Raw genomic sequence first — 12626 nt, forward strand, 5'->3', positions numbered from 1 at the left:
CTCTTCAAATACTCAAAAAAACAGTATTTACTAATTAAATAAAGATAGAAAATTAATGGAAACAGTAGAAAACAAGTACATCACCGTAGCATATAAGCTGTACTCAATCGAAAACGGAGAAAAAGATTTCGAAGAAGAAGCACCCGTAGAGCATCCTTTTCAGTTTATCTCAGGGCTGGGAATGACACTCGAACCCTTTGAAGCCCAGATAAAAGACTTGCAGATAGGCGATAAATTCGACTTTACCATTCCGGCATCAGAAGCTTATGGTGAATATGACGACGACCATGTTATTGACCTCCCCAAAGAAATCTTTATGATAGAAGGGAAATTCGACAGCGATCGTGTAGTAGAAGGTGCCGTTATCCCCTTGATGACTTCTGAAGGTCAACGCATCAACGGAAGTGTGGTAGAAGTGAAGGAAGATATCGTCGTAATGGATATGAACCATCCGCTCGCAGGTTGTGACTTGAACTTCACTGGAGAAGTAGTGGAAAGCCGCCTGGCTACAAACGAAGAACTTGCCGAAGTCGCCCGTATGATGGGTGGCGGTTGCGGCAGCTGCGGTTGTGGTGACTGTGGCGATGGATGCGGCGACCATGAATGTGGAGGCGGATGCTGCCACTAAAGAATTAAAAATTAAAGAATTAGAAATTAAGGAACCAAGCTACACTGTATTAAGCATGCCGCATGGTAATTCTTTAATTTTTAATTCTTTAATTTCTATATTATTTACTTGTCATTATTTCCAATACCAACTTATCCGTTTCATTCATTCCTTTGGAACCTATTTTTGTCAGATTGCGGATACTCTGATCCACATCCTCATCAATAATACCTTCTACGGAAGTTACACAACGGTTTTCCATGGCCATGATGGCTGAAAGCACTGCGGTTGAAACTCCGGTAGTTACTTTCAAGGCACAACTGGGTTTGGCACCATCACAAATCATTCCGGTAAGATTGGCAATCATGTTCTGCACAGCATATGCCACTTGTTCATAAGTTCCTCCCATTAGCCAGGTTATACCGCAACTGGAACCCGTGGCAGCAACCACACAACCGCATAAGGCGGATAACCGTCCCAAACTCTGCTTGATATAGATTACTGTCAAATGGCTCAACATCAAGGCACGTATCAATTCTTCTTCTGATTTCCCGTTTTCTTCGGCATAGACTAGTACGGGAAGGGTAGCGGATATCCCTTGATTACCACTGCCGGAATTACTCATCACTGGAATCATAGCTCCTGCCATACGGGCATCACATGCTCCCGAAGTGTAAGAAAGGATATGAGAGAAGACACTGTCGCCCATAATCCGGTGTTCGTAAGTGCCACGTAGGATTTTACCCAGACCATGACCGTATTCACCTTCGAAGGAACGTTCAGCGGCAGTCTTGTTCAGTCGTGCCGTATCAAGAATAAAACGGATGTCGTCTAATGGGGTTGTCATGGCGAAGTCATACACTTTGCGTAAAGTCAAGTCCAATACATCCTCCTCCTCTTCGAAGCAAGAAGCGGTTTGTTTGTCCAGCAGGATGTCCCCGTTGTGCGTTATATAAGTAAAGCAAGTATGTCCACCAGCAATAATGGCGGTTGCCTTGTCCGTATCGGCTTCACAGCAGACTTCTATATAAAGTTTCTCTTCTATATCGTCTTTTAAGGATATATGGATACGCTTTTCTTCTATGAAACGCTTTCCTGCCTCCACTGCATCAGGGGTACTGTCTTTCAAAACCTCCAATTGATATGCCGACTTGCCTATTAAAGCGCCAAGTGCCACAGCAATCGGTAATCCAATCATCCCCGTACCAGGAATACCCACTCCCATTGCATTCTTCAGAATATTGGCACTCAGCAATACGGTTATCTTTTCGGGACGCTTATTCAACACTTCCACAGCCTTTGCTACACACAATGCTACAGCTATAGGTTCTGTACAACCAATGGCAGGGACGACCTCGTTCTTGACAAGGGTAATGATTTGCAGTCTTTCCGTTTCAGTCATATTTATTCAAATTTGATGCAGGCAAAGATAATGTATTTTATTCTATAATAAAACGAACAAAAAAATAAAAAAGAGGATTCCAAGCACAGAACCCTCTTTATAGATAAAGAAAAATCTTTTCTTATTTTTTATAAGAATTGTCACCAAGACTTATACCTAAATTGAATCTGGTAGTAACATTCCAAATTTCTTCTATTTCAGTCATTGAGTTCAAGGCTGTCAGCATCTGGATCATATTCCACAAAGGTATACTCTGTCCCCAGAATTCAATGTTCGTGTTCTTTAACAACATATCTACATCAGGTAACATCGGATAGAGAGCAGGCATAAAAATATCAAATAAATCCTTATCCAGATAGATAGAGAGATCATTTACCGTTCTTACGAGCTCTTCCTCGTTCTTTATCTCCAATTGGGTAGTTCTATAGTTCAAGGGGAAACCATCGATTACATAGCCAATCAGTTTTTCAATATCACTATCGGAAATTTTAGAAATATCTAACTTTTTCAGCATATTATCATCTTCAAGTCCAGCCAACAACTGACCCAACAGATTCTTGATGTCAGCTCCACTCATGCTCTTCACCATTTCTATAATCTGCAAAATAGCTTCCGGAGTCACTTGAGAATCCTCAGCATCTTTCAATGCTTCGGTTACAATGGCAGGAATATTCAGCACAACATAGATATGCTCACCCTTCACATACCAATAAGCCAGATTTGCAGGAGAAGATTTCCAAACAATGCCGTCCGTTGAAGGGAGCTGTCCCATACCGGCCATAATCATCTGATCCATAGTAATGTTTATTTCTTCTGCATAGCTGGCTACAATAGAACCGTCAGCTTTGAACTCCACATCTTTCAAAAGCTGTATCATAGCCGCAGATAGGACATTTGTCCCTACTGTCGAGATATTATCCGCTGCAATCCCTGCATTACCACCTTCTCCATAAGGCGATACCCAAGTCAATCTTCCCGGAGCATAAATATTGGTTCTATCTTTAGAATCAGCATAATAAACAGCATCACACAACTGATATTTCTTCACGATATCTCCTACAAACTCCGTAGAAACCGTAACTGCAGCTTTCCCTTCTAATGTGATAGTACCCGAAACTTTCACATTCGTAGAGCTAAGCAGCACCCAAGCCGCCTTAGTAGCAGGCGTTACACTTTTCTCGCCTTGAAACTTAAAAGTACCGTCTGTCTGTTCAACAACAGTCACATTAATTTCTATTTCATCTGCACCTCTAACCACTTTATTCAACGTCAAAATACCATTCTGCGCATCGGTCATCGCTAATTTCATACTAGCATCAGAACTTGTTGGAATATTAGTTTCCAGTTCCAGATTTTCAGCTGTAATAATCTGATTAGGCACTTTCTTCCAATTTTCATCGTCATCATCACTACAAGCCGTGAATAAACTCATTGAACAGATCAATGCAAATAAATAAAATAAATTCTTTTTCATACTTTTTTGAGTACTTGTTTAGTTAATAAAAAGCTTCCCAAGGGAGCTATTAATTTCCCATTTTAAATTAAAGGTGCAAAGTAACACTTTTTAAGGTTACAGTACAAGGTCTTTTCTAAAAAATAGATGTTCCTTTTTTCATCATTACGAGTGAAATTCCGATGTATATTTCATAAAGAGTAAGCCATTTTTATAAAGAACAAACCATTAGCCAAACTCTGGTAAAGGCAGGCAACTTTATACGGAAAGGATTTTTTATCTTATTTCCTTAAACGTTTTATGAAAAAAGTTGTTATCTTTATAAAGTCAAAAGCATTTCCTATAAAGCGTATTGGCACATTAACCTCATATATAAACCTTTAAAGCATTTGATATGTTCAACTCATTTGGAAATATTCTCCGTCTTACCAGTTTTGGGGAATCACACGGTAAGGGTGTGGGAGGAGTGATAGACGGATTCCCTGCAGGAATAGCCATTGATATGGATTTCGTCCAGGCAGAGCTCGACCGACGCCGCCCCGGACAGTCACGTATCACTACTGCTCGGAAAGAGGGTGACAAAGTGGAGTTCCTCTCCGGCATCTTCGAAGGAAAATCCACAGGCTGCCCCATAGGATTCATTGTATGGAACCAAAACCAGCATTCTGACGATTACAATAATCTGAAAGAAGTCTACCGCCCGTCACATGCCGACTATACTTATAAGGTAAAATACGGCATCCGAGACCATCGCGGAGGCGGACGTTCATCGGCCCGTGAAACAATCTCGCGTGTAGTGGCGGGCGCCTTGGCCAAATTGGCACTAAAGCAGTTGGGTATACACATCACGGCATACACTTCACAAGTAGGCTCTATCCGCCTTGAAGAGAACTATACCGCATACGACCTCGACCTGATAGAGACCAATCCGGTCCGCTGCCCCGACCCGGCGAAGGCGAAAGAAATGGAAGAACTCATCTTCAAGATAAAGGGAGAAGGAGATACTATCGGAGGAGTGGTGACCTGTGTCATCAAAGGATGCCCCATCGGACTGGGACAACCCGTATTCGGCAAGCTCCATGCGGCACTCGGAGCAGCCATGCTCAGCATCAATGCAGCAAAAGCATTCGAGTATGGAGACGGTTTCAAGGGATTAAAGCAAAAAGGCTCAGAGCAGAATGACGTGTTCTACAACAACAACGGACGTATCGAGACCCGCACCAATCATTCGGGCGGTATACAAGGTGGAATCAGCAACGGACAAGACATCTATTTCCGTGTAGCCTTCAAACCCGTGGCAACCGTACTGATGGAGCAACACACCGTGAACATTGACGGTGTAGACACCACCCTGAAAGCCCGCGGACGCCATGATCCGTGCGTATTGCCACGCGCAGTACCCATCGTGGAAGCAATGACAGCAATGACATTGCTGGATTATTACCTGATTGACAGAACAACTCAGCTATAATATTCACCTATGGAAATAAAGAAATATATTACAGAGAACGAGTCTAAAATGCTGGAAGACTTGTTCAGCCTCATCCGTATTCCAAGCATCAGTGCCAAACCCGAGTATCACGACGATATGCTTGCCTGCGCCAAACGCTGGGCACAACTGTTGCTCGAAGCCGGAGCAGACGAAGCTCTGGTAATGCCTTCAAAAGGAAATCCAATTGTTTTTGGACAGAAAATCGTAGACCCGGACGCCAAGACCGTATTGGTATATGCCCACTACGACGTGATGCCGGCCGAGCCTCTCGAACTTTGGAAAAGCGACCCCTTTGAGCCTGAAATACGCGACGGACATATCTGGGCACGTGGTGCTGATGATGACAAAGGGCAGTCTTTCATACAAGTGAAAGCATTTGAATACCTCGTCAGAAACGGACTGCTGCAAACCAACGTGAAATTCATCTTCGAAGGAGAAGAAGAAATCGGCTCGCCCAGTCTGGAAAGCTTCTGCCAAGAGCACAAAGAACTGCTAAAAGCAGATGTCATACTGGTTTCGGACACCAGCATGCTTGGCGCCGACCTGCCTTCACTGACCACTGGATTGCGCGGACTTGCCTATTGGGAAATAGAAGTGACCGGCCCTAATCGCGACCTGCACAGCGGACACTTCGGCGGTGCCGTCGCCAATCCCATCAACGTGCTTTGCCAGATTATCGGCAAAGTAACGGATGCGGAGGGACGTATCACCGTACCGAGTTTCTATGACGATGTGGAAGAAGTTCCCCAAGCTGAGCGCGACATGATAGCCCGCATTCCTTTCGACGAAGAGAAATACAAAAAGGCTATCAATGTAAAAGCGCTTTTCGGAGAGAAAGGTTACAGTACGCTGGAACGTAACAGTTGCCGTCCATCTTTCGACGTATGCGGCATCTGGGGCGGATATACGGGTGAAGGGTCCAAGACCGTGCTCCCATCCAAGGCATACGCCAAGGTATCCTGCCGGTTAGTTCCCCACCAGGACCACCATAAAATATCCAAACTGTTTGCCGACTATATCTTAGACATAGCACCGGATTCGGTGCAGGTAAAAGTCACTCCGATGCACGGCGGACAAGGATATGTATGCCCCATCAGCCTGCCCGCCTATCAAGCCGCCGAAAAAGGTTTTGAAAAAGCATTCGGAAAGAAACCGCTGGCAGTGCGTCGAGGTGGAAGTATCCCCATCATTTCCACCTTCGAGCAAGTGCTGGGTATCAAAACCGTATTGATGGGCTTCGGGCTCGAATCCAACGCCATCCACTCACCTAATGAGAATATACCATTGGACATCTTCCGTAAAGGAATAGAAGCCGTTGTCGAATTCTACCTCAATTATAAATAAAACAAGAAAATCAGGATGAAAGACTTCCAAATTCAAGCCATCGGCCTGATGTCCGGCACCTCTCTTGACGGACTGGACGTATGTTGTTGCACTTTCCGACGACAAGCTGGAAAATGGTCTTTCCACATAGCCTGTGCGAAAGGCTATAGCTACCCCGACGCCATGAAGCAGATATTGGGTACCGGTGCACAGACAATGAGTGCTTTGGAGTTCATCACTTTCCACAGCTCCTATGGAAAGTTTCTCGGTGAACGTGTCAACGAGTTCATGCAAGAATTTGGAGTCCACCCCGATATTATCGCCTCCCACGGGCATACTATCTTCCATGAGCCTCAAAAGAGAATCATGTACCAAATAGGTGATGGAGCCGCCATTGCCGCTGAAACCCATATACCTACCGTTTCGGATTTCCGGCGGCTGGACATCATGCTAGGTGGGCAGGGCGCTCCACTCGTACCTATTGGCGACCGGTTGCTTTTTGCTGACTACGACTTCTGTTTGAATATCGGCGGCTTCTCCAACATCTCATTCGAGCAGGACGGGCGGCGCATCGCTTTTGACATCAGTCCGGTGAATTACGTCATCAACCATTACTGCCGTCAAATAGGATTGGAATTTGACCGTGACGGCGAGATAGCACGGCAAGGCAACATTTGCCAAGAACTGCTGGACGAACTGAACGGAATGGATTTCTACCATCAGTCCGGACCGAAATCATTGGGACGGGAGTGGGTGGAAACGCTGGTATATCCCATGCTCGAGCGTTATGGCTTGAGTATGGAGAATATGCTACGTACCTTTTACGAGCATGCCGCCTGGCAAATATCACGCATCATCACCGCCCACCCCTTGCCCGATGGCAATGGAAAGCTACTGATTACCGGTGGAGGTGCATTCAACAAGTTCCTCATAGAACGTATCGACGCCTTGTGTCCGTGTGAAATCGTGATTCCCAGCCGGCAAATCATAGAGTACAAGGAAGCCCTAATCTTTGCTTTCTTGGGTGCCCTCTATATGGCGGACACACCCGGATGCCTCGCCTCGGTGACGGGAGCCACGGCAGATAATATCGGAGGGATGCTGTTTAAAATATAGTCAATTCTACCATTATGGAAAAATCAAAAGACACCTGGACCGTCTTATCCAGCGAATACCTTCATCGGGCCCCGTGGCTCACTGTGCGTAAGGACCATGTAGTGCTACCCAACGGCAACCACATCCCCTCCTATTATATATTGGAATATCCCAACTGGGTGAATACCATTGCCATCACCCGTGATGGACAATTTGTCTTTATCCGCCAATACCGGCATGGCATACAAGAAACGTCCTATGAGCTCTGTGCAGGGGTATGCGAAGAAGAGGACGGCTCTCCGATGGTTTCCGCACAACGGGAACTTTTGGAAGAAACCGGCTATGGAAACGGAGTATGGAAAGAGTTCATGCAAATCTCTCCCAATCCAAGTACCCACACCAACATTACCTACTGTTTCCTGGCTACGGACGTGGAGAAAATCTCCGAGCAACAGTTGGAAGATACAGAAAACCTGACCGTACACCTGCTTTCCTTGCAAGAGGTCAAGGAATTGCTGCAGCAAGGAAGCATCCGCCAGGCGCTGATGGCTGCTCCCCTCTGGAAATACATGGCGGAGAGAATTATTTAATGTGATTACCCTTATTCAAACGGCTTGCGGAATGTGCATCCGGATTTCCATTCAGAACAACCGTAAGCTGTTTTCCCCTTGATAACGGTACCTTTTCCGCAAAGCGGACAAGACTGACCGACGAAATCGTCAGCTTGTACGGGAACCTCCACACTTGAAGCTGCCACAGCGCCCAAAGCCTGTTCCGTCTTTTTACCTGCGGCGGCAGACTTTCTCGGTGCTCTTTTCTTCGGCTCCTTTTTCGGCTTATCGGCAGCCTCTGTCTTGGCAGAAGCCTTACTGCCCTTTTCGGGAGCAGACGCTTGGATGGTGATGTGGCGGTTGCTGTTATCAGAAAGTACACTCATCACGATTTCCGATACCATCTGCTTCAATTCTTCCAAGAATTGTCCGGCATTATATGTCCGCCTTTCTATCTCACGTAGTTTTTTCTCCCAAATACCGGTCAATTCCGCCGACTTCAACAGCTCCTCATGAATAATCTGTATCAGCTCCACACCGGTAGGAGTGGCTATCAGATTCTTCTTTTCCTTGCGGATATAATTCCGCTTGAACAGCGTCTCGATGATGGCTGCACGGGTAGACGGACGACCGATGCCGTTTTCCTTCAGCGCATCACGCAGTTCGTCGTTATCCACCAGCTTGCCCGCCGTTTCCATAGCACGCAGCAGGGTGGCTTCCGTATAAGGCCGGGGCGGTTGCGTCCACTTCTCGTATAAATCGGGGACGTGTGGCCCGCTTTCTCCTTTCACAAAAGCCGGAAGCACATTCTCCTCTTCTCCCTTCTCCTCTTTCTCCTCCTGCGATTGTACCGAGGGGGTGCCGAAGATAACACGCCAACCCGGTTCCAGAATCTGCTTGCCGGTGGCCTTGAACTCTATGCTCTCTACCTCGCCCAATACGGTGGTAGTGGCAAACTTACAATCAGGATAGAATACAGCAATGAAACGGCGTGCTATCAAATCGAATACGCGACGTTCCATATCCGTCAGATTCTGCGGATGCTGGCCGGTAGGAATAATGGCATGGTGGTCTGTTACCTTCGAGTTATCGAAAACCTTTTTGGATTTCAACAATGCAGTTCCTGTCAAAGGGGCTGTAAATGTCTCGTAATCACGCAGACCTTTCAAGATGCCGGGGCATTTGGGATAGATGTCATCACTCAAATAGGTAGTGTCTACACGTGGATAGGTAGCCACTTTCTTCTCATACAAAGACTGGATAATTTTCAGTGTCTCATCAGCGGAATAGGCAAACTTCTTGTTGCATTCCACTTGCAAAGAAGTCAAGTCAAACAAGCGAAGTGGCGCCTCCCTCCCCTCTTTCTTAGTGACATCCGTCACAGTAAAAGGAAAATTCTTAATCTGATCCAATAGAGCAAGCCCACGTTCGCGGTCGGTAATGGGGTCGATACCTCGATTCTCTTCTTCTTTTTTAGGTTTCTTCCCAGCAGCTATGGCCTCTTTCTGCTTCCCGGCTTCCAGTATCAGTTCCTCCTCACTTTTCCGGAGGATGGCGGAAAAAGTGGTATCACGATAGACGGTCTTCAGCTCCCAGTATTGCTTGGGAACAAAATTCTGTATTTCCAACTGACGGTTTACAATCAACGCCAGTGTCGGCGTCTGCACACGGCCGATAGAAAGTACCTGCCGGTTCTGCCCATACTTCATGGTGTAGAGGCGGGTGGCATTCATCCCGAGCAGCCAGTCGCCAATGGCACGCGACAAGCCTGCTTCGTACAAAGGCTGGAAATCCGACGCATCACGCAGCTTGGCAAACCCCTCACGAATAGCTTCCTCTGTCAATGAAGATATCCAAAGACGTTTCACCGGACAACGTGCCCCGGCCTTCTGCATCACCCAACGCTGTATCAATTCTCCCTCCTGCCCGGCATCACCGCAGTTTATAATCATATCGGCATGTTGCATGAGGTTCTCTATCGTATGGAACTGGCGCTCGTATGTGGGATTACTAATCAGCTTAATGCCGAAACGGGGAGGTATCATGGGCAGGCTTCCCAAGCTCCATGACTTCCAATTAGGAGTATATTCATGCGGCTCTTTCAGCGTACAAAGATGACCGAATGTCCAGGTCACCTGGTATCCATTTCCTTCGATGTATCCGTCTTTCTTTTCTCTCGCTCCCAATACATCGGCTATGTCACGCGCCACAGAGGGCTTTTCGGCAATACAAACTATCATTCGCTATTTTATTTAGTGGGACAAAGGTAATAAAAAGGGGGCAAGAACGAAACGATAAGCAAGGAACGATAACATAGACCTGGTAATTTTTTCTCCCCAAAAGCTGACATATGAACATAAAAAAAGGAGTACCGCCGTACTCCAACCTTTGTTAACCTTAAATCTAATACTATGAAAAACACATTGCAAAGATACGTACTTCTGATAAATCTGCAAATTATCCAACTAAAAAAGTATGTTCTATAACACAGATTAAGAAAAAAGGACGGATATGCAAACGCACACCGTCCTTTTTTAACATTTAACGTGTCGGATTATTCTTCATCCAACAAGATTTCCAATATCTGGCAAGCAGCCTTGGCAACCGGAGTACCGGGGCCGAAGATGGCAGCTACGCCTGCCTTGTAAAGGAAGTCATAGTCTTGTGCGGGGATTACACCACCGGCAATCACTACGATGTCCTCACGTCCCAACTTCTTGAGTTCTTCGATAATCTGCGGAACCAATGTCTTGTGTCCGGCAGCCAATGAAGAAACCCCCACTACATGAACGTCGTTCTCAACTGCTTCGCGGGCAGCCTCGGCCGGTGTTTGGAACAAGGGTCCCATGTCCACATCGAAGCCACAGTCGGCATATCCGGTTGCAACAACTTTGGCACCGCGGTCGTGACCGTCCTGCCCCATCTTTGCTACCATGATACGAGGCTGACGTCCCTCTTTCTTCGCAAACTTCTCAGCTAATTCACAAGCACGGTGGAAGTCGCTGTCATTCTTACTTTCTGATGAATACACGCCTGATATAGTTCTAATTACTGCTTTATAACGTCCTACAATCTTTTCGCAAGCATAAGAGATTTCCCCCAAAGTGGCACGGACACGGGCTGCCTCGACTGCCAGTTCCAGCAAGTTGTCCTTACCTGTCTTCACACATTCAGTAATAGCCTCCAAAGCCTTGTCCACTTCTGCCTGGTTACGTCCTTCCTTCAGACGCTTCAAGTTTTCAATCTGTTCCTGACGGACAGCCGTATTGTCGATTTCAAGAATATCAATCGGAGCTTCTTTCTCCAGACGATACTTGTTCACGCCGACAATGGTCTGTGAACCGCTATCAATACGGGCTTGTGTACGTGCAGCAGCCTCTTCGATACGCATCTTGGGAATACCGGTTTCGATGGCTTTTGCCATACCGCCCAGCTTCTCTACTTCCTGAATCAATTCCCAAGCCTTGTGAGCCAACTCATTGGTCAAACTTTCCACATAATAAGAGCCACCCCATGGGTCTACATTCTTGCAAATGTAAGTTTCTTCCTGAATATAAATCTGCGTATTACGTGCAATACGTGCAGAGAAATCCGTCGGCAAGGCAATAGCCTCGTCAAGAGCATTGGTATGCAGTGACTGAGTATGTCCCAATGCAGCAGCCATCGCCTCAATACAAGTACGGCCCACATTGTTGAACGGGTCTTGCTCTGTCAGCGACCAGCCGGAAGTCTGAGAGTGCGTACGCAAAGCCAGCGACTTCGGATTCTTCGGGTTGAACTGCTTCACAATCTTTGCCCACAACATACGTGCGGCACGCATTTTGGCAATTTCCATAAAGTGGTTCGTTCCGATGGCCCAGAAGAAAGAGAGACGCGGTGCGAAAGCATCGATGTCAATACCCGCAGCCGTTCCGGCACGCAGATATTCCAAACCGTCTGCCAGGGTGTAAGCCAACTCGATGTCTGCCGTAGCACCCGCTTCCTGCATGTGGTAGCCGGAGATGGAGATAGAGTTAAACTTAGGCATCTTTTGGGAAGTATATTCAAAGATGTCGGAGATAATCTTCATAGAGAATGCAGGCGGATAAATATAGGTATTACGCACCATGAATTCCTTCAAGATATCATTTTGGATAGTACCAGCCATTTCTTCTAACTTGGCACCCTGCTCCAGACCTGCGTTGATGTAGAATGCCATAACAGGAAGTACGGCACCGTTCATGGTCATGGAGACGGACATCTTGTTCAAAGGAATTCCATCGAACAGCACCTTCATATTCTCCAAGGAACAGATAGACACACCTGCCTTACCTACGTCACCCACTACACGTTCGTGGTCGGGGTCGTAGCCACGGTGAGTGGCCAAGTCGAAAGCTACGGACAGACCTTTCTGTCCGGAAGCCAAATTACGACGGTAAAAGGCATTTGACTCTTCCGCTGTAGAAAAACCTGCATACTGACGGATAGTCCAGGGACGCAATGTATACATTACAGAGTACGGACCACGCAAATAAGGAGGAAGTCCGGCAGCATAACCCAAATGTTCCATTCCCTCAAGGTCTTCTTTTGTATAAACAGGCTTCACCTCAATGTGTTCCGGCGTTTTCCAATCAGCATGGATGCCGTTAGCCTTTTGCCACTCAGCACCATTGACGGGTTGAAAAGCGGCATATATATCTAAGTTTTTAAAATCTTTTCTCATC

The 12626-nt window shown here is 46.4% G+C and carries 9 protein-coding genes; 5 read left to right on the forward strand and 4 right to left on the reverse strand.

The window, feature by feature from the left end:
- Nucleotides 1–55 precede the first annotated feature (55 nt).
- On the forward strand, nucleotides 56–628 hold the full coding sequence (locus tag ITJ87_RS18335; protein ID WP_117600018.1) for a peptidylprolyl isomerase: 573 nt from the start codon (nucleotides 56–58) through the stop codon (nucleotides 626–628).
- 100 nt (nucleotides 629–728) lie between these two features.
- On the opposite strand, the gene ITJ87_RS18340 is transcribed toward ITJ87_RS18335, so the two are convergent.
- Together ITJ87_RS18340 and ITJ87_RS18345 are read right to left on the reverse strand one after the other, a co-directional pair.
- Nucleotides 729–2009, reverse strand: a complete 1281-nt coding sequence (locus tag ITJ87_RS18340; protein ID WP_117964105.1) for a serine dehydratase subunit alpha family protein — start codon at nucleotides 2007–2009, stop codon at nucleotides 729–731.
- A gap of 121 nt (nucleotides 2010–2130) precedes the next feature.
- A complete protein-coding gene (locus ITJ87_RS18345; protein ID WP_117964104.1) occupies nucleotides 2131–3483 on the reverse strand; it encodes a DUF4925 domain-containing protein in 1353 nt (450 codons plus the stop codon).
- Nucleotides 3484–3856: 373 nt separating this feature from the next.
- Here ITJ87_RS18345 and aroC point away from each other — a divergent pair, with 373 nt between their 5' ends.
- From aroC to ITJ87_RS18365, 4 genes are read left to right on the forward strand one after another with little or no spacing between them, the layout of a single operon-like run.
- A complete protein-coding gene (gene aroC / locus ITJ87_RS18350; RefSeq protein WP_117600015.1) occupies nucleotides 3857–4933 on the forward strand; it encodes a chorismate synthase in 1077 nt (358 codons plus the stop codon).
- A gap of 9 nt (nucleotides 4934–4942) precedes the next feature.
- Complete coding sequence (locus ITJ87_RS18355) at nucleotides 4943–6298, forward strand: dipeptidase (RefSeq protein WP_117964103.1); 1356 nt, start codon at nucleotides 4943–4945, stop codon at nucleotides 6296–6298.
- Nucleotides 6299–6313: 15 nt separating this feature from the next.
- Nucleotides 6314–7393: an anhydro-N-acetylmuramic acid kinase gene (locus ITJ87_RS18360; RefSeq protein ID WP_117964102.1), complete on the forward strand. Its 1080-nt coding sequence runs from the start codon at nucleotides 6314–6316 to the stop codon at nucleotides 7391–7393.
- A gap of 14 nt (nucleotides 7394–7407) precedes the next feature.
- Nucleotides 7408–7962, forward strand: coding sequence for an NUDIX hydrolase (locus ITJ87_RS18365; RefSeq protein WP_005827192.1), 555 nt, complete (start codon nucleotides 7408–7410; stop codon nucleotides 7960–7962).
- A gap of 11 nt (nucleotides 7963–7973) precedes the next feature.
- Here the strand turns inward: ITJ87_RS18365 and ITJ87_RS18370 are convergent, their stop codons facing one another.
- Nucleotides 7974–10163 carry a DNA topoisomerase 3 gene (locus tag ITJ87_RS18370; protein WP_117964101.1) on the reverse strand — a complete coding sequence of 730 codons (2190 nt, stop codon included), beginning with the start codon at nucleotides 10161–10163 and terminating at the stop codon, nucleotides 7974–7976.
- A 314-nt stretch (nucleotides 10164–10477) separates the two neighbouring features.
- Entirely contained in the window at nucleotides 10478–12625 is a 2148-nt protein-coding gene (gene scpA / locus ITJ87_RS18375) for a methylmalonyl-CoA mutase (RefSeq protein WP_117964100.1), read from the reverse strand.
- Between the last annotated feature and the right edge of the window lies 1 nt (nucleotide 12626).

This window comes from Bacteroides sp. HF-162, assembly GCF_015679285.1.
Classification (GTDB): domain Bacteria; phylum Bacteroidota; class Bacteroidia; order Bacteroidales; family Bacteroidaceae; genus Bacteroides; species Bacteroides uniformis.